Annotated in this window: 24 protein-coding genes and 1 tRNA gene; 6 read left to right on the top strand and 19 right to left on the bottom strand. The window is 65.9% G+C overall.

Going from position 1 to position 26,885, the window contains the following annotated elements:
• Nucleotides 1-16: 16 nt before the first annotated feature.
• The 3 genes from NGB94_RS10000 to mca are packed head-to-tail and all read right to left on the bottom strand — an operon-like array spanning nucleotide 17 to nucleotide 3,409.
• A complete protein-coding gene (locus tag NGB94_RS10000; protein WP_325790465.1) occupies nucleotides 17-2,116 on the bottom strand; it encodes a thioredoxin domain-containing protein in 2,100 nt (699 codons plus the stop codon).
• A gap of 5 nt (nucleotides 2,117-2,121) precedes the next feature.
• Nucleotides 2,122-2,448: a hypothetical protein gene (locus NGB94_RS09995; protein ID WP_325790463.1), complete on the bottom strand. Its 327-nt coding sequence runs from the start codon at nucleotides 2,446-2,448 to the stop codon at nucleotides 2,122-2,124.
• A gap of 52 nt (nucleotides 2,449-2,500) precedes the next feature.
• On the bottom strand, nucleotides 2,501-3,409 hold the full coding sequence (gene mca, locus NGB94_RS09990) for a mycothiol conjugate amidase Mca (protein WP_325790462.1): 909 nt from the start codon (nucleotides 3,407-3,409) through the stop codon (nucleotides 2,501-2,503).
• Nucleotides 3,410-3,469: 60 nt separating this feature from the next.
• Here mca and NGB94_RS09985 point away from each other — a divergent pair, with 60 nt between their 5' ends.
• Both NGB94_RS09985 and greA read left to right on the top strand, forming a co-directional pair.
• Nucleotides 3,470-3,970 (top strand): DUF4307 domain-containing protein, encoded by a 501-nt coding sequence (locus NGB94_RS09985; RefSeq protein ID WP_325790461.1) that lies wholly within the window; start codon nucleotides 3,470-3,472, stop codon nucleotides 3,968-3,970.
• A gap of 238 nt (nucleotides 3,971-4,208) precedes the next feature.
• On the top strand, nucleotides 4,209-4,700 hold the full coding sequence (gene greA / locus NGB94_RS09980; RefSeq protein ID WP_325790460.1) for a transcription elongation factor GreA: 492 nt from the start codon (nucleotides 4,209-4,211) through the stop codon (nucleotides 4,698-4,700).
• Between the two features lie 12 nt (nucleotides 4,701-4,712).
• On the opposite strand, the gene NGB94_RS09975 is transcribed toward greA, so the two are convergent.
• From NGB94_RS09975 to NGB94_RS09950, 6 genes are all read right to left on the bottom strand, one after another.
• Nucleotides 4,713-5,309 carry a rhomboid family intramembrane serine protease gene (locus NGB94_RS09975; RefSeq protein ID WP_325790459.1) on the bottom strand — a complete coding sequence of 199 codons (597 nt, stop codon included), beginning with the start codon at nucleotides 5,307-5,309 and terminating at the stop codon, nucleotides 4,713-4,715.
• A 3-nt stretch (nucleotides 5,310-5,312) separates the two neighbouring features.
• Complete coding sequence (ilvA, locus tag NGB94_RS09970; RefSeq protein WP_325790458.1) at nucleotides 5,313-6,554, bottom strand: threonine ammonia-lyase; 1,242 nt, start codon at nucleotides 6,552-6,554, stop codon at nucleotides 5,313-5,315.
• Nucleotides 6,551-7,816 carry an AI-2E family transporter gene (locus NGB94_RS09965; RefSeq protein WP_325790457.1) on the bottom strand — a complete coding sequence of 422 codons (1,266 nt, stop codon included), beginning with the start codon at nucleotides 7,814-7,816 and terminating at the stop codon, nucleotides 6,551-6,553. Before NGB94_RS09965 ends, ilvA begins: the two co-directional genes overlap by 4 nt.
• A 56-nt stretch (nucleotides 7,817-7,872) precedes the next feature.
• Nucleotides 7,873-8,799 carry an aldose 1-epimerase family protein gene (locus NGB94_RS09960; protein WP_325790456.1) on the bottom strand — a complete coding sequence of 309 codons (927 nt, stop codon included), beginning with the start codon at nucleotides 8,797-8,799 and terminating at the stop codon, nucleotides 7,873-7,875.
• A gap of 46 nt (nucleotides 8,800-8,845) precedes the next feature.
• Nucleotides 8,846-9,562 carry a GAF and ANTAR domain-containing protein gene (locus NGB94_RS09955; RefSeq protein WP_325790455.1) on the bottom strand — a complete coding sequence of 239 codons (717 nt, stop codon included), beginning with the start codon at nucleotides 9,560-9,562 and terminating at the stop codon, nucleotides 8,846-8,848.
• 140 nt (nucleotides 9,563-9,702) lie between these two features.
• The gene (locus NGB94_RS09950; protein ID WP_325790454.1) at nucleotides 9,703-10,551 is read right to left on the bottom strand and encodes a Bax inhibitor-1/YccA family protein; all 849 of its coding nucleotides are present in this window, start codon (nucleotides 10,549-10,551) and stop codon (nucleotides 9,703-9,705) included.
• A 352-nt stretch (nucleotides 10,552-10,903) separates the two neighbouring features.
• On the opposite strand from NGB94_RS09950, the gene NGB94_RS09945 reads away from it, so the two are divergent.
• From NGB94_RS09945 to NGB94_RS09930, 4 genes are all read left to right on the top strand, one after another.
• A complete protein-coding gene (locus NGB94_RS09945; protein ID WP_325790508.1) occupies nucleotides 10,904-12,256 on the top strand; it encodes a branched-chain amino acid ABC transporter permease in 1,353 nt (450 codons plus the stop codon).
• A gap of 10 nt (nucleotides 12,257-12,266) precedes the next feature.
• On the top strand, nucleotides 12,267-13,247 hold the full coding sequence (locus NGB94_RS09940) for a branched-chain amino acid ABC transporter permease (RefSeq protein ID WP_154578574.1): 981 nt from the start codon (nucleotides 12,267-12,269) through the stop codon (nucleotides 13,245-13,247).
• A 134-nt stretch (nucleotides 13,248-13,381) separates the two neighbouring features.
• Nucleotides 13,382-14,326 (top strand): ABC transporter ATP-binding protein, encoded by a 945-nt coding sequence (locus tag NGB94_RS09935; protein ID WP_325790507.1) that lies wholly within the window; start codon nucleotides 13,382-13,384, stop codon nucleotides 14,324-14,326.
• Nucleotides 14,323-15,069, top strand: a complete 747-nt coding sequence (locus tag NGB94_RS09930; RefSeq protein ID WP_325790453.1) for an ABC transporter ATP-binding protein — start codon at nucleotides 14,323-14,325, stop codon at nucleotides 15,067-15,069. Before NGB94_RS09935 ends, NGB94_RS09930 begins: the two co-directional genes overlap by 4 nt.
• A gap of 300 nt (nucleotides 15,070-15,369) precedes the next feature.
• Here the strand turns inward: NGB94_RS09930 and NGB94_RS09925 are convergent, their stop codons facing one another.
• The 10 genes from NGB94_RS09925 to NGB94_RS09880 form a co-directional block, all read right to left on the bottom strand.
• Nucleotides 15,370-16,764, bottom strand: a complete 1,395-nt coding sequence (locus NGB94_RS09925; RefSeq protein ID WP_325790451.1) for an ABC transporter substrate-binding protein — start codon at nucleotides 16,762-16,764, stop codon at nucleotides 15,370-15,372.
• Nucleotides 16,765-16,954: 190 nt separating this feature from the next.
• A tRNA-Leu gene (locus tag NGB94_RS09920) sits at nucleotides 16,955-17,027 on the bottom strand.
• 178 nt (nucleotides 17,028-17,205) lie between these two features.
• The gene (locus NGB94_RS09915) at nucleotides 17,206-18,588 is read right to left on the bottom strand and encodes an NAD(P)/FAD-dependent oxidoreductase (protein WP_325790450.1); all 1,383 of its coding nucleotides are present in this window, start codon (nucleotides 18,586-18,588) and stop codon (nucleotides 17,206-17,208) included.
• 123 nt (nucleotides 18,589-18,711) lie between these two features.
• Nucleotides 18,712-20,172, bottom strand: coding sequence for a S8 family serine peptidase (locus NGB94_RS09910; protein ID WP_418910637.1), 1,461 nt, complete (start codon nucleotides 20,170-20,172; stop codon nucleotides 18,712-18,714).
• Nucleotides 20,169-21,827 carry a DUF501 domain-containing protein gene (locus NGB94_RS09905; protein ID WP_325790449.1) on the bottom strand — a complete coding sequence of 553 codons (1,659 nt, stop codon included), beginning with the start codon at nucleotides 21,825-21,827 and terminating at the stop codon, nucleotides 20,169-20,171. The genes NGB94_RS09910 and NGB94_RS09905 overlap by 4 nt, the downstream gene beginning before the upstream one ends.
• An 84-nt stretch (nucleotides 21,828-21,911) precedes the next feature.
• Nucleotides 21,912-22,643, bottom strand: a complete 732-nt coding sequence (locus NGB94_RS09900) for a septum formation initiator family protein (protein ID WP_325790448.1) — start codon at nucleotides 22,641-22,643, stop codon at nucleotides 21,912-21,914.
• A gap of 154 nt (nucleotides 22,644-22,797) precedes the next feature.
• Complete coding sequence (gene eno / locus NGB94_RS09895) at nucleotides 22,798-24,078, bottom strand: phosphopyruvate hydratase (RefSeq protein ID WP_325790447.1); 1,281 nt, start codon at nucleotides 24,076-24,078, stop codon at nucleotides 22,798-22,800.
• Between the two features lie 117 nt (nucleotides 24,079-24,195).
• Complete coding sequence (locus NGB94_RS09890; RefSeq protein ID WP_325790446.1) at nucleotides 24,196-24,888, bottom strand: MazG nucleotide pyrophosphohydrolase domain-containing protein; 693 nt, start codon at nucleotides 24,886-24,888, stop codon at nucleotides 24,196-24,198.
• Nucleotides 24,881-26,032: an adenosine deaminase gene (locus tag NGB94_RS09885; protein WP_325790445.1), complete on the bottom strand. Its 1,152-nt coding sequence runs from the start codon at nucleotides 26,030-26,032 to the stop codon at nucleotides 24,881-24,883. Before NGB94_RS09885 ends, NGB94_RS09890 begins: the two co-directional genes overlap by 8 nt.
• Nucleotides 26,033-26,065: 33 nt before the next feature.
• Entirely contained in the window at nucleotides 26,066-26,710 is a 645-nt protein-coding gene (locus NGB94_RS09880; protein WP_325790505.1) for a DedA family protein, read from the bottom strand.
• Nucleotides 26,711-26,885 lie beyond the last annotated feature (175 nt).

Genomic DNA, 26,885 nt, shown 5'->3' with positions numbered 1-26,885 from the left:
GCCGGCCGCACAAGGATTAGGTCCGGGCGGCCAATTCGGCTTCCAGTCCGGCAACCGATTCCACCGGCCGCCTGCACACCATCCCGCGGCAGACAAAGGCCAGGGCCGGAGCGTCCGTTTCCCGGCCTTCGAGCAGGCCGATGCTGTCTGCTTCCCCGTGGGCGATCACCAGCCCCGGGCCCCCGGCGGCCCGGCCTGCGGAGAGCAGCTGCGCCACCTTCCCGGGATCGGTTCCGGTGACGGCCAGTTCCTGCGGGCCGTCCAGGAGGAACTGCTGCACGGCCATGGACCAGCCCACGGCCTGGGGAATCGCCGGTGCCGCACGCTGTACATGCGCCGTGAGTCCTTCGGCCAGACCGCGGTGCCATCCGGGCCCGCCGTAGGAAGCGGAGGTGAGGAGCACTCCGGCCAGGAGTGCGGTTCCGCTGGGAACGGCGTCGTCGAGGGGGTTTGCGGCGGACTGCCCTCCCTGTGCCTGCCGGATTTGCTCAGCTTCCAGCGCCGTGTCAGAGAGTCCGTCGGGCCCCAGGAACCGGTCGACGGCGGTGGCCGCCAAATCCTGTGCGGCACGGTGCCAGCGCGGGTTGCCCGTTGCCGCGTACAGCGCGAAGAGGCCTTCAGCCACGCCGGCGTAGTCCTCCAGCAGCCCTTCGATCCCCTGTGCCTGTCCGCCGCTTGAAACCCGGCGCAGGATCCGGCCGTCCCAGTGCACATCAAGCAGGTAGCCGGCCGCGGTCTCGGCAGCGGGGAGCATCCATTCTTCGGGCATTCCGGCGTCCGCAAGGGCCAGCGCGGCGTCAGCGAGTCCAGCGACTGCCAGCCCGTTCCAGCCGGCCACGACTTTCCCGTCACGTTCAGGCTGCGGGCGGACGGACCGCGCCGCTGCCAGGGCCGCGCGGGCATCCTGCCACACCGCTGCCTGGGCGTCGTCCGGTATGGCGCGCAGCCGCAGCGTGCTTCCGGGCAAACGATGGGACGCGCCGTCGTCGGCATCTAGATCAAGCAGGTCCAGGGCGGCGGAGCCTGCACCCAGGATCTCTTCGAGCTCAGCCCGGGTGAACACGTAGGTTGCGCCCTCAACCCGGTGTCCGTCCACCAGGGTGTCGGCGTCCAGGGAGGAGGCGAATGCCCCGCCGGGAACGGACAGGCCAGCGGATATCCACTGCGCGGTCTCCCGTGTAACCCGAAGCGCCAGCGATTTCAGGTCGACGTCTGCTGCCAGCCGGGAGAAGTGTGCGTAGATCCGCAGCAGCTGGGCGTTGTCGTAGAGCATTTTCTCGAAGTGCGGCACCTGCCAGCGCCGGTCGACCGCGTACCGGGCGAAGCCTCCCCCGACCTGGTCATACAGTCCCCCCAGCGCCATGGCGGTGAGGGTGCGTCCGGCCAGCTCCGCGGCGGTGCCAGCCGTCGCGGCGCTGCCATGGGCGTGGGCGAGGAGGAAACGCAGCAGGGGCGACGGCGGAAACTTGGGTGCTCCGCCAAACCCGCCGTATTCAGTGTCTTCAGCCGCGGCCAGGGCGGCGACGGCCGCCTCCAGCGCCTCTGCTGCACCGCTGGCGGGTTCAGGGAGCGGAACCGATGCTGAGAGGTTTCCCAGCAGGCTGCGGTTCGCCAGCTGGTTCGAGGCAAGATGCTCGGCGATCTGCGCTGCGCTTTGCTCGACGTCGCTGCGCCGGTCGCGCCAGGCAGCGGAGACTGCTTCGAGTACCTGGCGGAAAGACGGGGTGCCCTGGAGCTGCCGGGGCGGAAAGTAGGTCCCGGCGTAGTAGGTCCTGCCGTCGGGAAGGGTGAAGACGCTCATGGGCCAGCCGCCCTGCCCGGTGAGGGCCTGGGTGGCTGCCATGTAGGCGGAGTCGACGTCGGGACGTTCCTCCCGGTCCACCTTGATGCTGACGAAGTCCCGGTTCAGCAGCCGGGCAATCTCCGGGTCTTCGAAGGATTCGTGCGCCATGACATGGCACCAGTGGCACGCTGCGTAGCCAATGGAGATAAAAACGGGCACGTCACGCCGCCGGGCTTCATCGAACGCGTCGTCCCCGAAAGGCCACCAGTCCACCGGGTTTCCGGCATGCTGGCGCAGGTAGGCGGAGGCCTGGTTCTTCAGCCGCTCCGCCATTGCCGCTATCCTGCCGGGTTGGAGCTCGAGGGCCGGGGGCCGGCGTGGTCCGTCTTCTCAGCGGCGTCGAGGGCCGCATCCTCTGCAGCTTCATCACCGGCGGACGCCTCAGCGTCCGTTCCGTCAGCTTCGCCGGTCACCTGGGAGCGGTACCGGACCCGCCGGATCCGCTTGACCATGTCCCGGATCAGGAACACTACGCACAGCGCCAGGAACAGCGTTGCCAGGAAGCCCAGCAGGCCGGGAGTGATGTCCCCTTCCTCAAGGCCGGGCTTCAGGTCGCCCTCAATGGGGTTGGTGACAGTCAGGGTCAGGCTGTACAGCAGGTTCACGAAGTTTCTCTCTCTTGGCAGAAGTCGGCGCACAGGGCACCGGATCTACCCTCTATCGTATGCCAGCGAAGAGGTCGTTTTCAGGGACCTGTGACGGGACCCGGGATTCAATCAGCGAATAGTCTTCCCAGGGCCATACCCTGCGCTGCATGTCGGTGCTGACGGCGAAGAAGAAACCTTCGGGGTCCACCTGCGTGCGATGGGCCTTCAGGGCTTCGTCACGCACCGGGAAGTACTCGCCGCATTCAACCTGCGTGGTGGTGGGGTGAAGCGGAGCGGGCGGCTGGTGACCCTCGGTGTCTGCTTCAAGCCAGGCAGCCAGGCGCTCGGCGTAGGGAGACTCCAGCCCGGCCGCCGTCAGCGCCTCATGCAGGGCACGGAAACGTTCCGGGTTGAACCCGCGGTCGTAGTAGAGCTTCAGGGGTTCCCAGGGTTCCCCGGTGCCCGGGTACTTTTCCGCGTCACCGGCTGCGTGGAAGGCTTCCACCGCAACCTTGTGCGCCATGATGTGGTCCGGGTGGGGGTAGCCGCCGTTTTCGTCGTAGCTGACAATCACGTGGGGACGGAACTCCCTGACCAGCTTCACCAGCGGAGCTGCAGCAGTCTCAAGCGGGCGCAGGGCGAAGCAGCCTGCCGGCAGTTCCGGCAGCGGGTCGCCTTCGGGCAGGCCGGAATCCATGAAGCCCAGCCAGCGGTGCTCAATGCCCAGTGCGGCCTGGGACGCCGCCATTTCACTGCGCCGCAGGCCTGCCAGGTCCCGCTTGGCCGCGGGAATATCTGCTGCGGCGGGATTGAGTACGTCTCCGCGCTCTCCGCCCGTGCAGGTGGCGACCATCACGCGGACGCCCTGGGCCGCATAGGCGGCCATGGTCGCTGCGCCCTTGCTCGCCTCGTCATCGGGGTGGGCGTGAACCGCCAGCAGGCGCAGTTCTCCGGGCACTGAATTGGTTTCGCTGGACAACGCGGCTACTCCTGACAGCCGGCGAAAAACGCCGACAAGAATGTTCGATAAACTGAAACAGTGAGCACTGAGGACAACAAGCGGGACAACACCGGGGACAGCACCGGAGACGACTCCGCCGGCACACCGGGTCCCGAGCGCCCCGCGGACTCTCTGTCATCCGAGACAAGATTAGCCAATCGGTACGGCGCACCCAAGCCGGGCCTCAGTGCCCGGACCAAGATAGTCCTGGGCTCCCTCGCCGGGGCTGCGGCAGTTGGTGCCGTGATCTTCATGGCCATCCCCTCCGGCGCCGGCACGCTGACGTCGAAGGACGTAGGGTTCGAGATCCCGGACGCCGCCTCCGCCGTCGTCGACTTTAACGTCACCCGGCCCGCTGACTCCACCGTGGACTGCGCGGTCCAGGTCCTGAGCGACAGCTACGCCGTCGTGGGCTGGAAGACGGTACGGATTCCGCCGTCGGAGGATCCCACGGTGTCGCTGAGCACCTCCGTCCGCACCGATTCCCTGGGAGTCACCGGCGGTGTCAACGCGTGCTGGATTGTGGAGCAGGACTCCTAGGTCTTACGCCGTGAAAAACGGCCGCCGGAGAAACCCGGCCCCCATGTCTTGGGTTTGTGCCTCCTGCTGACTAGTATGGAGGCTACGTTATGCCCCGCCCAGGTGATCGCCGGATGAAATCCGAGCAAACCGGTCACCGTCCGGCGGGGTCTTTGCTTGTAAGGCCGTCCGGCCTCACAGCAATTTCAGCCAAGCCGAACCTGTTCCATGGGTTCGGATGTCATATAAGGAGAGACCCGTGTCTACCAACAGCGCATCTGTCGCCTGGCTCACGCAAGAGTCTTACGACCGCCTGAAGGCGGAGCTGGACCACCTTTCCGGCCCGGGCCGGAGCGAAATCGTTGCACGAATCGAACAGGCACGGTCCGAAGGCGACTTGAAGGAGAACGGCGGCTACCACGCCGCCAAGGAGGAGCAGGGCAAGGCTGAAGCCCGCATCCGCCAGCTGACCCAACTCCTTGAGAACGCGCACGTCGGCGAAGCACCGGCGGATGACGGAGTGGTTGAACCCGGCATGCTGGTTGAAGCCAGGATTGCCGGCGACCTGGAGCGGTTCCTGCTCGGCAGCCGCGAGATCGCCGGCGACAGCGACATTGACGTCTACAGCGAAAAGTCGCCGCTGGGCGCCGCGATCAACGGCCTGCGTGCCGGTGAATCGACGTCGTACACGGCGCCTAACGGCAAGAGCATCACCGTGGAGATTGTCTCCGCAACTCCGTACGCCGGATAGCCAGGCCGGCTTTTAGGAACGGGTCCGCCAGCCGGCGGGCCCGTTCCTGCTTTCCGGGGACGGGTCCTTCCGCCGCAGCAGGATCGCGGCGGCCACTCCCCCGGCAGCACCAAAGAGGTGCGACTGCCAGGACACCCCTGCGGCTGTGGGCAGTACGCCCCACAGCAGCGAACCGTAGATGAGGAAGAGCAGCCCGCCCAGCAGGATCTGGATCAGGTCCCGGTTGTAGAAGCCGCGAACCATCAGGTAGGCGAACAGCCCGAAGACGACGCCGGAAACTCCTATGGTCAGTCCCCCGCCGAACAGCCACACGCCCACTCCGGACGCCAGCCAGCAGATGGCCAGCACGGCCGCGAACCGGCGCAGCCCTTCCAGCAGCACCAGGAATGCGAACACCAGCAGCGGCAGGGAGTTGCTGATCAAATGCCCCGTGCCGGCGTGCAGCAGCGGGGAAAACACGATCCCGTCCAGTCCGTCCAGCTGCCGGGGAAGAATCCCCAGATCCGGCAGCAGCGTGGCCTGGAAGGGCAGGGTCAGCAAGTAGATGATCCACAGGCCCGCCGTAAAGCAGGCCGCAACAACCAGTGCGCTCTTCGCCCGCTGCTTCATGGCTTAGCCGTGAAGGACTACTGGCTGGAAACCTTCGGCGCGCAGGTTCTGCAGCACCTTCTCGCAGTGTTCGTGCCCCTTGGTCTCCATGTTGATGGTGATTGCTACGTCGCCCATGCTGATCGATCCTCCAACCCTGGTGTGGTCCACTCCGGTGACGTTGGCGTCGGATTCGGCGATGATCCGCGAAATTGTGGCCAGTGAGCCCGGACGGTCGTCCAGCAGCATCCGCACAACCAGGTAGCGGCCGGCGGCCGCGAGGCCGCGCTGGATAACCTTCAGCATAAGCATCGGATCGATGTTTCCGCCGGAGAGGATGACGGCAGTGGTGCCCGGGTTCTGGATTTTTCCGTCAAGCAGTGCTGCGACGCCGACCGCACCGGCGGGTTCGACCACCAGTTTGGCCCGCTCCAGCAGGAAGATCAGGGCACGGGCCAGCGAATCCTCGCTGACGGTGACGACGTCGTCGACCAGTTCCTTGATGATCGAGAACGGCAGCTGTCCCGGCCGCCCGACGGCAATGCCGTCGGCGATGGTTGAGACCTTGCTGAGCGGCACCAGTGCGTCTGCCGCCAGGGAGGGCGGGTAGGCAGCGGCATTCTCTGCCTGGACGCCGATGATCTTTACTTCCCGGCCCAGTTCGCGGGCCCGTTCCTTAATAGCGACGGCGACCCCGGCCAGCAGCCCGCCCCCGCCGACGCCCATCAGCACCGTGTCCAGGTCCGGGATCTGCTCCAGCAGTTCCAGGCCCAGTGTTCCCTGCCCCGCCACGATGTCCACGTTGTCGAAGGGGTGCACGAACACTGCACCGGTTTCATCCGCGTAGCGCTGTGCTTCAGCCAGCGCCTCATCCACGTTGTGCCCGTGCAGCACCACCTCCGCGCCGTGGCCCTGCGTGGCGGCGAGCTTCGGCAGGGCAACGCCCAGCGGCATGAAGATCCGGGCCTTGATGCCCAGCCGTGCAGCGGCAACGGCGACGCCCTGCGCATGGTTGCCGGCCGACGCCGCGACCACGCCGCGTGCCTTCTGTTCCTCGCTGAGCTTGGCCATCCGCACGTAGGCGCCGCGCACCTTGAAGGATCCGGCACGCTGCAGATTCTCGCACTTGAGGAATACCTCGGACCCGGTGAGCCTGCCCAGCGCCCGGGACTGCTCAATGGGAGTGTGGGCAATAACCCCGTCCAGCAGCTTTGCGGCGGCCTGGATATCGTCAAGGGTTACTGGCAGCTGGGGTGAATCGGTCAACGTGGGTTCTCTTCTTTGGTTGCGGTGGGTTCTTTGTCCTGGCCTGCGCCGGAGGTGAGGCTCTCGGGGTATTCGTCTTCGTCGTCGTCTTCCGGCGGTGCGGTGCCCGGCGGCCCGAATTCGCTGTCCCGGCTGAGCATCGGGTCGTGTTCCCACTGCCGGCCGGCAATGTAGCGCACGGTGGCATTCAGGATCGCCATGAGGGGAACCGCGAAGAGCGCGCCGGGAATGCCTGCCACGAGGCTGCCTCCGGTGACGGCCAGGATCACGGCCAGGGGATGCAGGGATACGGCCTTGCCCATGATCAGCGGCTGAAGGATATGGGATTCGATCTGCTGCACCACGAGCACGATGATGAGCATGAAGACGGCGTTGGGCCAGCCGTTGGCGACCAGCGCGAGCAGCACGGCGATACCGCCGGTCACGAACGCGCCGATCAGCGGGATGAAGGAGCCGAGGAACACCAGCACGGCGAGGGGAAGTGCCAGCGGCACCCCGATCAGCGCCGCACCGCCGCCAATGCCGACCGCGTCGATGAACGCGACCACCATCTGCACCCGGACATAGTTGGTCATGGATTCCCAGCCGCGGATTCCTGCGCCAAAGGCAGCCGGCCGTGCCCGCTGCGGCATCAGGCCCACGGTGAACCGCCAGATCTTCCGTCCGTCGAGCAGGAAGAAGACCAGCGCGAACAGTGTCAGCAGGATTCCGGCGGCAAAGTGCCCGGCGCTGGTACCGACACTGACAGCCCCGGAGAGGATGCTGGCTGTGTTGTCCTGCAGCGCCGAGGTCGCCTCATTGAGCAGGCTGTCGATCTGGGTGGAGGTGACCCGCAGCGGGCCGTCTGCGAGCCAGCCCTGGATCTGGTCGAAACCTGTGATGACCTCGTCCCAGAGGTCGCGGAAGCCAAGGGCCAGCTGCCGGCCTACCAGGGTCAGCGCGGCAACGATCAGGCCCAGGAAAGAGACGATTGTGACGGCGACAGCCAGTCCGGAGGGCACTTTGTTCCGCCGCAGCCATGAGCTGACCGGCGCCAGCAGGCCTGCCAGCAGCGCGGCGATCATCAGAGGAATGATCAGGAGGGAGAAGTGGGCCAGCAGCCACACCAGTCCCGCGCCGACAACCAGTACGACGCCGAGCCGCCAGGCCCAGGAGGCGCTGACACGCAGCGCGTACGGAACGTCGTCGCCTGCACGGTGAGAGCGCACCGCGGCGGCCTGCACGGCCTTGGGCGCGGCAACTTTGCGCGCATGTGGTCTCATGGGCTCATCTTTCCATATTCAACTGGTCATTCCCTGACCTTTACGCTGGCTCCAGCTCAGAGGACAGCCAGGATTCCCCACTCGGCGCTGAACCGTTCGCCCGGCTCCAGCCAGCGCAGTCCATCGCCGGAATTGAAGCAGTTTGCCGGGGCCGTCATGGGCTCGATCGCCACGGCGCAGTCCCGTCCCGGGAACTTGTCCGTGACGAAGACATGCACGTAGCCAAAGTCCTGTTCGGCCCAGAGCTGTACGCTGCGGCCGTCGGGGGCGCTGAGCTGATGCCGGAAGAGTCCTTCGCGTGCGGTCAGATCCGTAAAGGCCGCGTCGAGGTCCAGGTCCCCTACCCGCCGGCCGGGACGGAGATCGTCGGCACCGCTGACGTTGACCTTTTCGGTGGGGATCAGGGCGGCATCGGTACTCAGGCGGGAGGCGGCATCGACCCGGAGGGTCAGGTCCTCGCTGGGCACCTCTCCCAGGCGAAGGAAGGGATGGGCGCCGAGTGCGAACGGTGCCCTGCCCGTGCCGGCATTGGCCAGGGACTGCCGGACCCGCAGTCCGCCGTCGTCGTCCAGGCTGTAGCGCACCTCGTGGACGAGGTGGAACGGGTAGCCGTGCTGTGGGAAGATCTCGGCGCTGAGCACAACCGAATCCGGCGTGTGCTCAACTGCCGTGTATCCCGTGTTCCGCAGCAGTCCGTGGATCGCGTTCTGCAGCTTCGGTTCCGTGACGTCCAGCTGCTGCTCCTGCCCGTCCAGTTCCCAGCGCGCGCCGGCAATCCGGTTGGCCCACGGCGCCAGCAGGATTCCGGCAGCCGACGGCGGAATGCTCTCGTCCGCATAGGTTTCAACCAGCTGTGTGCCCGCTGCCGTGTAGCTGCGCAGGGCCCCGCCCAGTGAGGCGACGACGGCCGCTGCGTTTCCTTTTTCAAGGCGGTACTGAGTACCCGTCGCCGGACGGGCTGTGTCCCTGGTCCCAAAAGTCATCCTCTAAGCCTAGACCCGGCACTGCTCTCTCCGGCGAGGGCGGCCCTCATTCCTCGAAGTGTGTCCTGACCCGGTCGCTGACCGCTGCCACCACCCCGGCCGCAACGGTGCGGATCTTGATGTTGCGGGTGTTCGAGACGCTGCGCAGGATCTCCACTGCCGTCTCCTGGCTGCAGCTGTTCTGGGCCATGATGATGCCCACGGCTATGTCCACCACCGTCCGGGATTCAAGTGCGGCCTGCAGGTTCCGGGCCCGGTTCAGGTGCGCATCGATCCGGAGCGCCAGCCGCAGCGTGCGCGAGGCTTCCAGGGCCGTCCGTTCCACCATCCGCAGTATCCGGGGCTGGAACAGGTGTGGCCGGGGCGAATAGGCGCAAAAGGCACCGCGCGCTGTCCCTTCCAGCGCAAGCGGGACAGCAGCCAGGCTGCGGACGCCGTCTTCGGCGCTGGTCCCCGGGAACCCGTGCCAGCGCCGCTCGGTCCAGGCGTCCGTCACCACAACTGACGTTCCGGTGGAGATGGCCTCCGTCCCGGGTCCTGTTTCGGTGAACACCGGCTGTGCCATCCTGGCGGCGCGGTCGTCACTGTGTCCTTCGGCCCGGGTCCGGCGCGGACGGTCTATGAGCACCGAGCAGCCCAGCACCTGGCTGCCCAGCAGGGTGAGCGTCAGCACGGCCAGTTCGGACAGATAGGCCTGCAGTTCTTCGGCTCCCAGCAACAGCTCCTGGAAGGCGGCGGCAGGCTGCGGATTCACCTCAGTCACGATTCCCCCTCGATCAGTGAGTCCCGATGGTACGGATCCTCAGCTGCCCGCAGAAGCGGAATCGGCTTAAACAGCGGAGGGACCGCAGCTTCCGCGCTGCGGTCCCTCTGCCGTTGCCGTTATCCGGCCTGGCTGCTGCGTTAGTCGTCGCCGCGCAGGATGGCCAGGATGCGGATGATTTCTACGTACAGCCAGACCAGGGTCACGGTCAGGCCGAAGGCGGCGGTCCAGGAGTAGCGCTGCGGCGCACCGGCCTTGACGCCCTGCTCAATGGAGGTGAAGTCCATGATCAGGGAGAAGGCGGCCAGGCCCACGGCCAGCAGGCCAATGATGATGCCCAGCGGGATGCCGGCGATCTCCACGCCACGGACACCCCAGGGGTCATCGACAACGCCGAAGATCATCAGTCCCACGTTGACCAGCGAGAACACCGCGTAGCCAATGATCGCGATCATGAAGAAGCGCATCGCCTTGGGCGTTGCACGGACCTTGCCGCTCCTGAACAGGACAAGGGTTACAGCAAAGACTGCCAGCGTACCGACGACGGCCTGCAGGCCGATGCCCGGGTACATTGCGTCCAGTACCGCGGTCAGGGCGCCGAGGAACATGCCTTCGAGAAGTGCATAGCCAAGGATCAGGGCAGGAACCGGCTCACGCTTGAAGGCGTTGACCAGTCCCAGGACAAAACCGCCAAGCGCGCCGACAATCATCAGCAGGCCGGCCGCACCGGGCAGTACGAAGACCGGGATCGCAGCACCCAGCAGAACTACTGCCAGGCAGCCGAGGGTCTTCATGATGACGTCGTCGTACGTCATCCGGCCCGTCTCCCGCGGACCGGCCGCTGGTGCTGAGTAAAGGTTCTGCAGGTCCTGCGGGCTCATTGGGTCCTGGCCCGCGAAGGGACCGCCTGCAGGAACGGTGGGCGCTCCGCCGCGGGTTTGGGAACGGAAATTCTTTCCGTTGAAAACCGGGTTGCCGCCTAGTGCCATGAAAGTGTCCTCCGTCTTGGGGGGGCTTGGTTAAAGATCAGCCTACCAATGTGAACGTACGGACGGTCCGGATGATTCCGGGGCGGGCCAGCGCTTTTGGTAACGGTTTGGTACGCAGTGGGGCCAAAACGGGCCGGGGACTTCCATAATGAAGCACCCGGCGGAGTCGTTACATGATCGCGACACAACCTCGCACATTGTGTCACCCCACCGAAACAATCGCCGGGTAGCATGATCACCATTCGTGACCGACATCACAAAGGTCACATATAAAATGCGTCGAAAACCGGCGCATATATACCCCCGGCGGAGGTAATTCACTTTGGGAAGAATATCGGCACTCGCCCGGTATATGGGGATGCTCGCGGCGGTGCTAGGCATTTTTGCCGGCCTGCTGCTTGCCGCTCCAGCCGTGCATGCAACGACAGCTCCACCCCCGGCGTCGGAATCCCCGGCCCCGGAGAGCAGTACCGAAGCAACAGCGCAGGACTCCGGCAGTTCCGGGGACGAAGTGACCGACGGCGCCGAGTACCAAGACCGCATCAGCGGTGTCCTGCGAAACGAAGGTTCACCGGTTGCCGGCGTCACCATCAAGGCAAGCGGCAACGGCTATGAAGCCGAAACTGAAACCGCCGAGAACGGCTCCTGGTCCATCGGGGTCCCTGAGCAGGGTGCCTTCGAGGTCGAACTGGATGAATCCACGCTCCCCGAAGGCGTGGCCCTGGCCGAGGGCCAGCAGAATCCACGTACCGTCACTTTTGCCGGCACCTCGAACATCACCACGCTGTTCCTCCTGGGCGAAGGCATCGTCCTGCAGGGTGATACCTTCGGCACCAAGCTCGTAGAGCGTGCGGTCGCCGGACTGAGCTTTGGGCTGCTTCTGGCGCTTAGCGCCGTCGGCCTTTCCCTGATTTTCGGCACGACCGGACTCACCAACTTCGCCCACGGCGAGATGGTCACCTTCGGCGCAGTGCTGGCGTTCGGCTTCTCCGCCCTTGGCCTGCCGCTCTGGCTGGCGCTGATACTGGCGGTGGTCGGCGGCGCAGGCCTTGGCTATGTGCAGGACGCCGGGTTGTGGAAACCGCTGCGCAAGCGCGGAACGGGCCTGGTCCCCATGATGATCGTGAGCATCGGCCTGGCACTGGCTCTGCGCTACACCATCCTCTTCTTCTTCGGCGGAGCTACCCAGCAGCTGCCGGATTCGCAGAGCCCCATGCTGGAGCTTGGCCCTGTCTCGATTTCCCGGAACAACCTGGTTTCCCTGGCTGTCTCCCTGGTGGTCATCCTGATCGTTGCCGCGCTGCTGCTGCGCACCCGGATCGGCAAGGCCACCCGTGCCGTTGCCGACAACCCGCCGCTGGCAGCCGCCTCGGGCATCGACGTCGACCGTGTGATCCGCATTGTCTGGATGGCCGGCGGGGCGCTGGCTGCCCTGGGCGGCATCCTCTGGGCCTACTACCGCCCAGGGGTTTCCTTCAACATGGGCCAGCAGATCCTGCTGCTGATCTTCGCTTCAGTCACCCTGGGCGGACTTGGGACGGTCTTCGGTGCACTCATCGGTTCGATCATCGTGGGACTTTTCGTGGAGATCTCCACCCTCTGGCTCGAGGCGGACCTGAAGTACGTCGGCGCGCTGCTCATCATGATTCTCGTCCTCCTGGTTCGGCCGCAGGGTATCCTCGGCCGCCGAGAGCGCATAGGTTAGGGGCCTCGACATGGACTTTGGAAACATCCTGCTGGGTGCAGTCAACGAATTCTTCACACCCACCACCGCGGCCTATGCCCTGGCAGCCCTCGGGCTCGCCGTGCACTTCGGCTACACCGGCCTGCTGAACTTCGGCCAGGCCGGCTTCATGGCGATTGGCGCCTACGGCTTCGCCATTCCCACCCTGAGCTTCAACGCTCCCCTCCCCGTTGCCCTGCTGATCGCGATGCTTGCATCCGTCGCGTTTGCGGTGCTCCTGGGCCTGCCAACCCTGCGCCTGCGGGCGGACTACCTGGCAATCGTGACCATCGCCGCCGCGGAAATCATCCGCTACGTGGTGACTACCAACGGCCTGACGGAAGTCACCGGGTCGGCCAACGGCCTGGCGGCTTTCGAGGGCGGCTTCTACTCGCTCAACCCGTTCGCGCCCGGGCAGTACAACCTGGGCCCGTTCAGCCTGAACGAACGGGATCTCTGGATCCGCGTCGTTGCCTGGAGCGTCGTCGCGCTGGCCTGCCTGGTGATCTGGCTGCTGGTCCGCAGCCCCTGGGGCCGCGTGGTCAAGGGCATCCGCGAGGATGAAAACGCCGTCCGCTCGCTGGGCAAGAACGTCTACGCCTACAAGATGCAGGCACTGATCATCGGCGGCATGCTCGGTTCGCTGGCAGGCATCATCTTCACGCTCCCCCGCGGTGCGGTGCAGCCGGCGAACTACGGCACTGAGCTCACGTTCTTCCTGTACACGGCGCTGCTGCTCGGCGGAATGTCCACGGTGCTCGGTCCGGTGATCGGCGCCATGATCTTCTGGGCTGTGCTCTCCCTGACCCAGGGCCTGCTCTACGGGGCAATCGAGTCCGGGGCCATCACCTTCCTGAACACTACCCAGGCCGGGCAGCTGCGTTACATCCTTGTAGGTGTAGCCCTCATGCTGCTGATGATTTTCCGGCCGCAGGGCGTGCTGGGCAATAAGAAGGAGCTGTCATTCGCATGAGCCATCAAGCAGAAAGCCCGCAGCCGCCGCGCCGTCCCGGTGCCCACGCGGCTGAGCCGGCAGTGGAAACCGTGCCGGCCGGGGCAGCGCCGGCGGAGACTGACCAGCAGACCAGCTGGGCAGGCAACAAGTACATGACGGATGACCGGCCGATCGCCGCCGATGCCATCGGCCCCGGCTGCCGCAAACGCGATCCAATCCTGGTTGCCTCCAACGTGACCCGCACCTACGGCGGTATCAACGCCGTCGACGTCGAGCACGTGGAGATTCCGCGGAACAAGATCACGGCCCTGATTGGTCCCAACGGCGCAGGCAAGACCACGCTGTTCAACCTGCTCACCGGATTCGACACCCCGCAGTCCGGGGAATGGAAGTTCGAGGACCGTGACCTCGCGGGTGTTTCGGCCTACAAGGTGGCCCGGATGGGCATGGTCCGGACCTTCCAGCTGACCAAGGTCATGGGCAAGCTGACGGTGCTGGAGAACATGCGCCTCGGCGCCAGCGAGCAGCCCGGCGAGGCCCTTCGCCGGGCATTGTTCCGGCCGCTGTGGAAGAAGCGCGAGAACGAGATAACCGAACAGGCCGATGCCCTGCTGGCCAAGTTCAAGCTCGATGCCAAGCGCAGCGACTACGCAGCCTCGCTTTCCGGAGGCCAGCGCAAGCTGCTGGAAATGGCGCGGGCACTGATGGTCAATCCCAAGCTGGTCATGCTCGACGAGCCGATGGCAGGCGTTAATCCGGCGCTCACGCAGTCCCTGCTGGACCACATCAAGAACCTGAAGGCCGAAGGAATGACTGTCCTGTTCGTGGAACACGACATGCATATGGTCCGCCACATCGCAGACTGGGTGATCGTGATGGCCGAAGGCAAGGTAGTGGCCGAGGGGCCGCCTGCCGAGGTCATGAAGGACCAGGCCGTGATCGATGCGTACCTCGGTGCACACCATGATGTGGACCTCGGCGACTCCGAAGGCTTCGAGAAGCTGGAAGCGGTTCTGGAGAAGGATCCGGATTCAGATATTCAGGGCGGTGAGGGGCTGGCCCCCGTGACGATCCAGGAACGTAAGGACATGGCATGACTGCTGAGAATTTCGAGGGCGACTCGGTCGTCAAGGTCACCGATCTGGTGGCCGGCTACATTCCCGGTGTCAACATCCTCAACGGGTGTTCGATCGAAGCCCGCCGCGGTGAGCTGATTGGAATCATCGGCCCGAACGGTGCGGGCAAGTCCACGCTGCTGAAGGCCATGTTCGGCCTGGTGAAGGTCCACTCCGGCACCGTCATGGTGCGCGGCCAGGACCTCACCGGCCTCAAGGCCAACAAGCTGGTCACCCGGGGTGTTGGGTTCGTTCCGCAGAACAACAACGTGTTCGCTTCACTGACCATCGAAGAAAACCTGCAGATGGGTCTTTACCAGCAGCCGAAGAACTTCAAGGAACGCTTTGAGTTTGTGGCGGACCTGTTCCCGGAGCTGAAGAAGCGGCGCAGCCAGCGGGCCGGCTCTCTTTCCGGCGGCGAACGGCAGATGGTTGCCATGGGCCGGGCGCTCATGATGGAACCGGCAGTGCTGCTGCTGGATGAGCCGTCGGCAGGCCTCTCCCCCGTCAAGCAGGATGAAACCTTCCTGCGGGTGCATGAGATCAACCGTGCCGGCGTCTCGGTGATCATGGTGGAGCAGAACGCCCGGCGCTGCCTGCAGATCTGTGACCGCGCGTACGTGCTGGACCAGGGCAGGGACGCGTACACCGGTACCGGCCGCGAGCTGATGAAGGATCCCAAGGTTATCCAGCTGTACCTGGGCACCCTCGCCGATACGGCATAGTCCATCGTCAGAGCAGTGCCCGCCTGGAGTTTCGGCTCCGGGCGGGCACTTCGCTTTTAACCTGCCGCTCGTCCGGAACGGGCGGGGGCGGGTGGTGAGCGGGGGGGGGCGGGCCGTGCCCGCACCACGGGCCATCCGTCCGCGGCTGGCCTGGTCCATCCGCCGTTGCGCCCATCCGTCCGCGGCTGGCCTGCACGTGTTGGCCGCCCTCCGAGACGACTGCAGGCACACGGCGAAGGGCCCCTGCCGAAGCAGGGGCCCTTCGAGTGGTGCGGTGGTGATAGTGGTGTATCGGCCTGCCTAGAGCTTGCCAACCTCGGAGCGGCTCGGAACCGGCTTGTTGTCGGCGTCGAACTGGTAGATACCGATGTAAGCCTCGGTCGGGTCACCGTTCTCGTCGAAGCTGACCGGTCCGGAGTAGCCGTCGTAGTCGATGTCGCCTCCGCCGCGCAGGATGGTCACGCAGCCTGCGTAGTCGAAGCACTTCTCGCCTTCAGCAGAGACTCCCTGCAGCTCGGCGGCCATTGCGGCTCCGTCGGTGCTGCCTGCAGCTTCAGCCGCCAGGGCCAGCATGGTCACAGCGTCGTAGCTTTCGCCGGCGTAGGCCCAGTCCTTCAGGGCCGGGTCGACTCCCAGCAGTGCGTCCTTGAAGTTGTCCGAAGCGAACGGGCCCGGGATGGTGCCCTGGGCGCCTTCAAGCGTGCCCGGCTCAAGGTCGGCACTGTAGTCGGAGGTGTTGCCGTCGACGAAGAAGATCTGCGACGGGTCAACGCCCTTGCCGGTGAGCAGCGGTGCGATGCTCTTGGCCTGGTCGAAGCTGATGACCACGATTGCGTCCGGGTTTGCAGCGGTGACGGTGTCCACCTGGCTGCTGAACTGCGAGTCGCCTTCGTTGAACATCGATTCTGCAACTACCTGGCCGCCGGCTGCCTCGACCGAGCCCTTGATGTTGGACTGCAGGCCGGTGCCGTAAGCATCGTTAAGGACGATCATGCCTACGGTCTGGGCGCCGCATTCCATGATGTAGTTGCCCAGGGTCCGGCCCTGGAGAACGTCGGAGGGAGCGGTGCGCCAGTACAGGCCGTTGTCGTCCCAGTCGGTGAAGTCCGGTGACGTGTTGGCCGGCGAGAACTGGATGACTCCGGCACCGGTGATCTGGTTGATGACAGTCTTGGAGACACCGGAGGAAGCGGCACCGACAATGGCGCTTACATCCTGGCCCAGCAGGTCGGTCACGGACTGGGTGGCGATGTCCGTGGTGGTGTCGCCGGAGTCGCGGTGCACTACCTCGACCGGCTGGCCCAGGACGCCGCCGGCTGCATTGATTTCTTCTACGGCGAGGTCGACGCCGGCAATTTCCGGCGGGCCGAGGAAGGCGAGGGCGCCTGTCGTGGGCAGCAGGGTCCCGAGCTTGAGCGGGGTATCCGTGGTTCCCGTGGAGGCGGGGACCGCTGAGGGGTCGCCCTTCTCTCCGGGATCCTCGCCGGTTCCTCCCTGGCTCTCCGGGCAGGAAAGGACCGAACTGTTTGCTGCTGACGAAGAATCCTCGGACGGTGAGGAGTCGGTTCCGGAGTCGCCGCCGCTGCCGCAGGCTGAAGCGAACAGGGCTACGCCCAAGCCCAGTGCTGCCATCTTTGCTGCGCGGCCGTACCCATCCCCGAGGCCAAGCGGCCCGGTCTTGCGAAGTGCAGTCATGTAGTTTTTCTCCCCGATCGAAAGGCGGGTGCCTTTGATGCTGTCATCAGGTGTTCCTGATAAGAGAAAAAGCTAATGGAATAATGTGACGAAGATAAGAGCTTCCGGTTACAGCCTTGTAACACTCATCACACCTGTGACCGGCATGTTGCACGATGCTCAAACCGGTGGTTTAAGATAGTTCACTTTGTACCCCAGGTGGGACTCGAACCCACAACACAAGGATTTTAAGTCCTCTGCCTCTGCCATTGGGCTACTGGGGCCCGCACACCGGAACGACGGCGGTCTGGCCGGGTTCGAAGCGCATAAACCAGCCTACTTGAGGGCCCCGGAAGCACAGAAACCGGTTGGCTCCCAACGAAGCCGGACCCGTTAAACCGCCAGCGGCGGCCGTCCGGAAGGATCCGGATCGGCCGCCGCTGTATGGCAGTTTCGCTGGTGTTACTTTGCAGCAGGCTTCTTGGCAGGCGTTGCAGCCTCCACGAATGCCTTGCGCGGGTTCTTCAGGTGCAGCAGCTGCGTGAAGTCGCGGCCCCAGACGAAGTTCGATACCCAGCCGGAAACCACGCGGAACTTGCGCTCGAACATCGGCATGGCCATGCCATGGTAGCCGCGGTGGGCCAGCCAGGCCGGAAGGCCCTTCATGCCGAAGCCCATGATGTTGGCAACGCCCTTGTACTGGCCCATGCCGGCAACCGCACCGAGGTTCTTGTGGCGGTATTCAACAACCTGGCCCTCGCCGTAGCGGTCGGCAAGCAGGTTCTTGGCAAGGCGCTTGGCCTGGCGCACGGCATGCTGTGCGTTCGGGACGCAGAAGCCGCCGACGCCGCCGCCGGTGAGGTCGGGAACAGCCGAAACGTCGCCGGCTGCCCAGGCACCTTCCAGGGGGCCGTCGTCGCCGGTGATCCGCAGTTCGGCGTTGGCGCGCACGCGGCCGCGGTCATCGATCGGGAAATCGGTGGCGCGGACCATCGGGTTGGCCTGGACGCCTGCGGTCCAGATGAGGGTGTCAGCTTCGAATTCGCCGGCCGGGGACTTGTCCGCCATGTTGATCAGCTTCAGCAGGCCGCCTTCGGCGCTGGCCAGGGAGGTGTTGAGCAGGACTTCGATGCCGCGCTCACGCATGGAGGAGACAACCCACTCGGCCTGGTCGGGCTTGACCTCGGGCATCACGCGGCCCATGGCTTCGATCATGACGAAGCGCAGGTCCTCCCGCTTGAGGCGGTTGTTTTCGCGCACGGCGCCGCGGGCCATGTCTTCGATTTCGGTGATGGTCTCGATGCCGGCGAAGCCGCCGCCGACGACGACGAACGTCAGGGCGCGGGCACGCGCAGCCTGGTCGGTCATCAGGGAAGCGGTCTCGATGCGCTCAAGTACCTTGTTCCGCATTTCAACGGCTTCTTCGATGGTCTTCATGCCGATGCCGACCTCGGCGAGGCCCGGAATCGGGAAGGTGCGCGTCACGGAACCGGCGGCCATGACGACGTCGCGGTAGCTGAGTTCGAAGGGTGCGCCGCCGTCTGCCGGCTCCACCGTTGCGGTGTGCGTGGCGTGGTTGATGGCCACGACCTTGCCGGAGATCAGCTCGGTGTCCTTCAGGTGCATGCGGTGGGAAACAACGGCGTTGCGCGCGTTGATGGTTCCGGCTGCGACCTCGGGAAGGAAGGGCTGGTAGGTCATGTACGGCAGCGGATCCACTACCGTAACGATCCCGCCGTTGGCCTTGACCTTCTTTTGGAGGTTCTTGGCTACGTACAGACCGACGTAACCACCGCCAACCACCAGAACGCGGGGACGATCAGAGAATTGTGTATGCGATGCCATGGGCAACATCCTACCCGACTTGTGAAAGTCTTCACTAAGTCGCACACATAGATTTCTTTACCTTGCGGCGCACCTGTGGGCGGGCTTCACGCCCGTGGCCGGAACCGGCCCGTCCGCATGCGGTCAGCGCTGCGGAGCGGTGGCCGCCGGGTGTTCAAGATCATCCTCGCCGGCTCCGTTTCCACTTCCCGGGTCGGGGTCGGAGGACTCCGGCGTTCCGGACTGGGCTGAACGTTTTACCCGCAGCACGGCAATGGCGCCGCCGGCGCCGACGAGGAGGATCAGCCCGCCGAACCCGAGGACCAGTCCGGCCGGGAGCGGATCGCTCTCCGCCCGCGGGTCCGCAGCTTCGGGGACCCGGGGCTCCGGAATATCCGGAAGGCTTACACCGGGCGGCGGGGCGGTGGGTTCCCCTGCGGGCGCCTCGCCGCGGCGGTGGATCCGGATCCATTCTTCAATGGTTCCCAGCGGGTTGCCGGCGACTGCTGGAACATCCGAGTTCAGCGCCGCGGCTGCGTCAATGATGCCGTAGCCGTAAAGCGTGTCCCGGCCGGGGGCTCCGCTGTCCTTGGCCGTGGTGATGATGCGGTTGATCACCTGAGCGGCAGTGAGTTCGGGGTAGGCAGAACGGATCAGGGCCGCGACGCCGGATACCAGCGGCGCGGCTGCGGAGGTGCCGGACCACTCGGCGTAGCGCGAGGGTCCGCCGGGCAGTCCGCCCACGAGGTCCTCCGCCGGGGCTGCCACGCCAATGCTGATGCCCTCCGAAGACGAATCCCAGCTGGCACGTCCTTCGCGGTCCAGTCCGGCAACGGTCAGCACGCCGGGGATCGTTGCCGGCGCGCCCACCTGGGTCATGCCGATGCCGCGGTTTCCGGCGGCCGCCACAATGACGACGTCGTTCTGTTCGGCATAGAGGAAAGCGTCGTCCCAGCTCTCGGGCCACGCCGTGGAGGACGAGCCCAGGGACATGTTGATGACCTTGGCGCCGTTGTCCACGGCCCAGCGGACGGCGTTGGGCAGCTGGTCGTCGATCGAAATGCCGCCCGGGTTGGCACCGCCGATCCAGGCGGACACGGAGAGGATTTCGGCCTTGGGCGCCACGCCCATGATGCCGTCCGGTCCGTTGCCGGGGCCGGTGTATTCCTCGGCGTCCTTGGCGTCCTTGTCCTCTTTGCCGGCGTTGTCTTCTTTGTCCTCGGGGGCGTGCCCCCGTCCGCCCAGGAGCGTTGCCACCAGGGTTCCGTGCTCAGGGTTGACGCCCAGCCCGCGGGCTCCGGCTGGGTCGCCGGCGCCTGAGACGTCCGTGCCCCCGGTGACTGCGCCGGAAAGGTCCGGGTGGCTGGTGTCGATGCCGGTGTCGATGACCGCGACCTTCACGCCCTCGCCCTGCGTCTTTTTCCAGGCCTCGGTAATGCCGTAGTCGGAGAGCCAGTACTGCTTGTCCCGCCATTCATCCGCATGAGCGGCCCCGGGAACGGCCAGCTGGACCAGGATCACGGCGGCGAGGGACCACGCCCCGGCACCAGCCGCACGCTTGAATCCGGCGCCGGCCCCCCGGCGCCGCTCTGCTCCCCCGCTCACCGCAGCGCGCTCAGGGCTATGCCGTCAAGGATGTCGTGCTCGGACGTGATGGCTGAAGCTACGCGTCCGTCCGTCAGCTCTTCCATGCGGTCCACGATGGTCTGCCAGATCAGTGCGCCTGCACCGATCACGTCCACCCGGCCGGGGTGCATGTACGGAAGGGCCGCGCGTTCTGAACGGCTCATGTGGATCAGGGAAGAAGCTGCATGGTCTACTTCTTCGCTGCTCAGCTCGGTGCCGTGGATAGCCTCGGAAGAATATTCCGGCAGCTTCAGTGCGTGTGCCGTGACTGTGGTGATGGTTCCGGCAACACCGATGAGCCGGTCCGCTGTGGAAAGCGGCACGGTGGCCAGGACCTGTGCGATCATGTCGAGGATGTCGCCGCGTGCGAGGGCGATCTCTGCATCGGTGGGCGGATCGGAGACCAGGTGGCGTTCGGTGAACCGGACGCAGCCCATGTCAGTGCTCTTGGCCGCGAGAACCTCGCCGCCGATTCCCAGGACAAACTCGGTGGAGCCGCCGCCAAGATCGACGACGACGGTCCGGGCTCCTGCTTCGCCGGCGAGCACGCTTGAGGCACCGGCGAAGGACAGGGCGGCTTCCTCGTCTCCGGAGATGACCTCCGGTTCCACACCCAGCCGCGCACGGATGCCGTCGGTGAATTCCTTCCGGTTCTCGGCGTCGCGGGTCGCGGAAGTTGCGACGAAGCGGACCTTCTGCACCCCGTGTTCACGGATCAGCCCGGCGTATTCGTCCGTGGCAGCGAAGGTGCGCTCCAGCGCGGCATCGGAAAGCCGTCCGGTCGCGTCTACCCCTTCGCCCAGGCGGACAATGCGCATCAGGCGCACGACGTCGGTGAGCCGGGTGGCGCCGTCCTCAGTGCGGGCATCGGCGATCAGGAGGCGGATCGAGTTGGTGCCGCAGTCCACGGCGGCAACGCGGACAGTGCCCTCCGGTGCGCCTGCTTCGTCTGGCTGTTCCATGCTGCCCTCCTGCTCGCCCGAGTGCCGTTCAGCCTGCCGTTCCGCACGCCGGGCTGCCCGTTTGCGGTCCAGTTCCTGTGCAGAGAGGCCCTGGGTCTTGGTGTGGCGGCTCAGGTCACGCGAGGGTGCAGGGCTGCTGGTGTCCCATGCGCCCACACAATAGCAGCGGTCACGGGTCCACCACTCGGAGATCGCTTCCAGTGCTTCGTCGCCCAGCGGGTTGACGCCGGGGCCGGCGGCCAGCGAGTGGCCTACCAGGACGTGCAGGCACTTCACGCGGGTAGGCATGCCGCCGGCGGAGACACCGTCGATTTCCGGAACCGGGCCGGTCCCGGTGCGTTCGCCGATCTCGTTGCGGACCGTGAGGTAGGCCTCGTGCGCCTGCCGGTAGCGCTCAGCGAGCTCCGGGTCCTGTTCCAGCCGGGCGGTCATTTCGGTCATGAGGCCGGCGGCCTCGAGCCGGGATACCGCTGCGGTGATGACCGGATGCGTCAGGTAATACGTGGTGGGGAAGGGGATGCCGTTGCTGAGCCGCGGGGCGGTGGTAGCCACCAGCGGGTTGCCGCAGACACAGCGGGCCCCGATTTCGACGACGTCGCGCACCGGCCTTCCGAGCTGCCGGCTCAGGGTCTCCAGGTCTTCCTGGGTCGGGGTGAGCTGCTCTGGGGTCATGCCGGAAGGTCCTTCCTGGGGGTCCGCACCGGACCCGAAATGATGATGTTCCAATGCACCAGCCTACTGTGCCCGGCGCGCAGGTTAGGGCGCAGTAGCGGAGCGGACCACTGAATCCCAGAGGGCATCCACCCATTCCAGGTCCTCCGGCGCCTGTGCCGCGGCCTGCTCTTCGACGTCCTCCACGCCGTTTTCGCCCTTCACCAGGTAGCGGGTCTCCCCCGGCATTACCAGGAATATGCGTTCCCGGGCCTGGGCCTTGATGAAAGCCGGGTCCTCCCAGCGGGAAAGCGTCTCTTCGAGTTCCCGCCCTGTCTCCTGCTCGCGGGCAATCTCGGCTTCAAGGGCCGCGATCTCGGAGCGCTGCTGCAGGTAGGTGCGTACCGAGGGTGCGAGCAGCACGGTGATGACAACCATCACGATGCCCAGGGCCAGCAGCCGGCCGGAGAAGGACTTCGCCGGCACGGGCTTAAGCGAGGGCTCGTTTCGGGTTGGAGCAGCCGTATTGTCCGCTGCGGGGACGTCCCGGTGAATTTCCCCGGCGAGTTCCTGGCGGGCTGCGGCGCGTGCCTCTGAGGGGTCAGCCGGCTTGGCTTTGGCCTGCCTGGGCTGTTTCGTCTGTTTGGCCTGCTTCACAGGTTTTGCGGACTTGGGCTGGGCCGGTTGGCGCGCAGCTGCCGAGGCACGGGTATCCGGGGAAGCCGCTGCGCCGGAGCTGGTACCGGGGGCCCGGGTTTCCGCCGCGGGGCCGGGGCGCCGCGGGGCTGCGCCGGGCTGGCCGGCGGGCCTGGGTACCTTCGGGCGTCGGGTGGACATGCTGCTCCTGTCTCTGGCGGGCTCTACCGGTTTCCTGCCGGGCGGCGGCGCCCTCAGTGCCGGGACGGATCAGTGCAGGGAAGGACCATGCAGGACCGAAAACAGCGCCGGTGGGCACCCCCATATTCGAGGGTACCCACCGGAGGCGGAGTTATTAGGCCGTGAAACGCGGGAAAGCGCTGCGTCCTGCGTAGCGTGCGGCGTCGTCGAGCTCTTCTTCGATGCGCAGCAGCTGGTTGTACTTCGCGACGCGCTCGGAGCGGGCCGGGGCACCGGTCTTGATCTGCCCTGCGTTGGTGGCAACGCAGATGTCAGCAATCGTGGTGTCTTCGGTTTCACCGGAGCGGTGCGAGGTAATGGTGGTGTAGCCGGCGCGCTGGGCCATGGTGATGGCATCCAGGGTTTCGGAGAGCGTGCCGATCTGGTTGACCTTTACCAGCAGGGAGTTTGCGGCGTTCTGCTTGATGCCGGTCTCCAGGCGTGCAGGGTTGGTGACGAACAGGTCGTCGCCGACCAGCTGCACCTTGTCCCCCAGGCGGGCGGTCAGCGAGCTCCAGCCTTCCCAGTCGTTCTCGTCCAGCGGATCCTCGATGGAGACCAGCGGGTAGTCGCGCACCAGTTCCTCGTAGTACGCGGACATTTCCTCGGCGCTGCGGTTCTGGCCTTCGAAGACGTACGCGCCGTCCTTGAAGAACTCGGAGGACGCGACGTCCAGTGCCAGTGCAATGTCGCGGCCGGGCTCGTAGCCGGCGCGCTTGATGGCCTCGAGGATCAGGTCCAGGGCTGCACGGTTGGAGGGCAGGTTCGGGGCGAAGCCGCCTTCGTCACCCAGGCCGGTGGACAGGCCCTGTTCCTTCAGCACGGACTTGAGGTTGTGGTAGACCTCAACGCCCCAGCGCAGGCCCTCGGAGTAGGTTTCGGCGCCCAGGGGAACGATCATGAACTCCTGGATGTCCACGTCGGAGTCGGCGTGGGAGCCGCCGTTGAGGATGTTCATCAGCGGCACGGGCAGGATGTGCGCGTTCGGGCCGCCGAGGTAGCGGTAGAGCGGCAGGGCAGCGGATTCAGCGGCAGCGCGGGCGACGGCGAGGGAGACACCCAGGATGGCGTTGGCGCCCAGCCCGGACTTGTTCTCGGTTCCGTCCAGGTCGATCATGGCCTGGTCGATCGCGCGCTGGTCAGCAGCGTCGAAACCCAGCAGTGCGGGCTGGATCTGGTCAATCACGGCTTCGACGGCCTGCAGCACGCCCTTGCCCTGGTAGCGGTCCTTTTCCCCGTCACGGCGCTCGTTGGCCTCAAATGCGCCGGTGGAAGCGCCGGAGGGCACGGCGGCCCGGCCGAACGTGTCGTCGTCGAGCAGTACCTCGACCTCGACGGTCGGATTTCCTCGGGAATCGAGGATCTCGCGGGCGTGGATGGCATCAATGATGGCCATGGGAATGCTCCTGTTCATTGGAACTTGGGTTGGTAACTACAGCCAGGCCTATGACGGGGACCACGCTGTCTGCTCCAAGCCTAGTGGAATCCGGCTTAGGAGTAAGGACTCGGGGCGTCAATCGGCAGCGCCGGGGCCTTGTGCCGTGAAACGGCGGACTGCGCGGCGCAGTGCGGCTTCGGGATCGAGTCCCTGTTCACCGGCCTGGCGGACTGCTTCGAAGAGCAGTGCGCCGAGCTCTTCCTCCCCCTCGAAGTCCGGCAGTCCGGATTCGGCCGGGGGAATAACGAGTCCGGCGCGGCGGGCACGTTCCTGCGTCTTGGCTGCCAGTGCCAGGGCAGGGAGCGCGGCCGGGACGCCTTCGAACGGCGTGCTGCGCTGCGGTTTTTCGGTTTTCTTGGCGGCGTCCCAGGCCCGTTCAATTTCCGCGGTGTCCCCGGTGGTGGAGTCCTGCAGCGAACCGTCCGGGCGGAAGACGTGCGGATTGCGGCGGATCAATTTCTCCGTCAGCCCGGTAACGACGTCGTCGATCGAGAAACTGCCGGATTCCTCCTGGAGGCGGGCGTGCAGCAGCACCTGGAAAAGAAGGTCGCCCAGCTCTCCGCTGAGTTCCCGGGCGTCTTCCGGCCGGGTGTGCCCGGTTTCAACGGCTTCGATGACCTCATAGCTTTCCTCGAGCAGGTACTCGAGGAGGGATTCATGGGTCAGCGCCCGGGTCCAGGGGCAGCGTTCGCGCAGCTGCGCGACGACCTGGGCCAGGCGCGCGAACGCCGGGCCCGGGCCGCCGCTGCCGTTCAGGGAATCAGTCACGGGCGTTGTTGAAGCCTTCGGTGATGTACTCCGCGAGCACTGCCCGTTCTTCCAGGGGAAGGAAGGCTGCGTTGGCAGCGTTCAGGGTCAGTTCCAGCAGGTCGTCCAGGTCGTAGCCGAAGGTGGCCGCGAGCAGTTCGAACTCGTCCGTGAGGCTGACGCCGCTCATGAGCCGGTTGTCGGTGTTGACGGTGACCACGAACCCGGTCTGGAACAGCAGGTCGATCGGGTGGGACTCAATGTCCGGCCCGAAGGATTCAACGGCGCCGGTCTGCAGGTTCGAGGACGGGCAGATTTCCAGTGCGATTCCGCGGTCCCGGACCCAGGCGGCCACGTCACCCAGGGTGACCATGCCCACCGAGGTGTCCTCGCCGGCGTCGGGCGCTTCCTCGTCTTCGAAGTCAACTTCAATGTCCTCGGCGATGCGGACACCGTGGCCCAGCCGGAGGGCGCGCCCGTGCACGAGCGCGTCGCTGATGCTCTCGACGCCGGCGGCTTCGCCTGCGTGGACGGTCACGGGGAACATCTGCTCGGCGAGGTAGGTGAAAGCGTCCTTGAAGCGCGACGGCGGGAACCCGTCCTCGGCACCGGCGATATCGAAGCCGACGGCGCCGCGGTCGCGGTGGCGGACGGCGAGTTCAGCAATTTCCATGCCGCGGTCGCCGTGGCGCATGGCGGTGATCAGCTGGCCCACCTGGATCAGGCGGCCGCTGGCCTCAGCTGCTGCCACGCCGGCTTCCAGGCCTTCCTGCACGGCTTCAACGGCCTCGTCCAGGCTCAGGCCGGCGGCGAGGTGCTGCTCCGGTGCCCAGCGGACTTCGGCGTAGACCACGCCGTCCTCCACCAGGTCCTCAACGAACTCGCGGGCAACGCGGGAGAGGCCCTCGCGGGTCTGCATGACGGCAATGGTGTGGTCGAAGGTTTCAAGGTAGCGGACCAGTGAACCGGAGTTGGCGGATTCGCGGAACCACTCCCCCAGGGCGACGGGATCGGTGGACGGCAGCGTGTGGCCAACGGCTTCGGCAAGCTCCACGATGGTGGCCGGGCGCAGCCCGCCGTCAAGGTGGTCGTGCAGCGAAACCTTGGGCAGGACGCGGATGTCGAAGCTGGAAAGGGCGGCGGGATGTGTAATGGGCTCAGTCACATGCCAACTCTACGTGAGGGCCGAGGGGTGCGCTTAGGGCTCGGAGTTGACGCGCTCTTCGAGCGGTTCGCGGGTGCGGATCGGCGTCGGACCGCGCAGCTTGGCAATGATGCGGTCGATGATCAGCCCAAGGACCAGCGCGGCGGCGATGGCCACCACGACGGCGAGCAGGTGGTTCTCCTTGAACCAGGCTCCGGCGAGGGCGCCGATTGCCACGGAGTACGCGGCCCAGAGGATCGCCGACATGCCGGTCAGGGCCACGAACATGCGGCGGGGGAAGCGGGTGGCGCCCGCGGTCAGGTTGACCACTACGCGGCCCACCGGGATGAACCGGGCAATCAGGATCAGGGACACTGCACGCTTTTCCAGCTCGCGGCCGGCCCAGACGAAGCCGCGCTGCATCCGCGGTCCCCGCATCCAGCGGTACCTGTCAGTGCGCAGTGTCCGGCCCAGGGCGTAGGCGATGTTGTCCCCGACGAAGGCACCCGCTGCAGCGGAGAGGACGATCAGCCAGACGTTCGGTCCGCCGTCCAGGAACACCAGTGCGGAGAGTCCCACTACCAGCGATTCGCTGGGGATGGGCGGGAAGAAACCGTCCAGCAGGCAGCACGCGAAGAGCACCAGGTAAACCCAGGGGGCGCCTGAGTACGTCAGGACGAAGTTGTTGATGTTGTCCATCACGGCGTTGAGAACGTCCAATGGGCGGCACTCCTCGGGTCGGTTTCTGTCATCTACAACGATGCCACTTCCGGATCAGTGCCCGTCACCGGGCATTTCCCTCAGAAGACCCTGAGAGCCCCCTGCCTGAACCCTGAGTCCCCTCGCTCCCCCGCCGCCTTCCCCCTCATCGAGA

The organism is Arthrobacter koreensis, from assembly GCF_035792275.1.
In the GTDB taxonomy this organism is placed as follows: domain Bacteria; phylum Actinomycetota; class Actinomycetes; order Actinomycetales; family Micrococcaceae; genus Arthrobacter_B; species Arthrobacter_B koreensis_A.
Note: the sequence above shows the minus strand (reverse complement) of the source record. Positions and strands in the feature narration are given on the sequence as shown.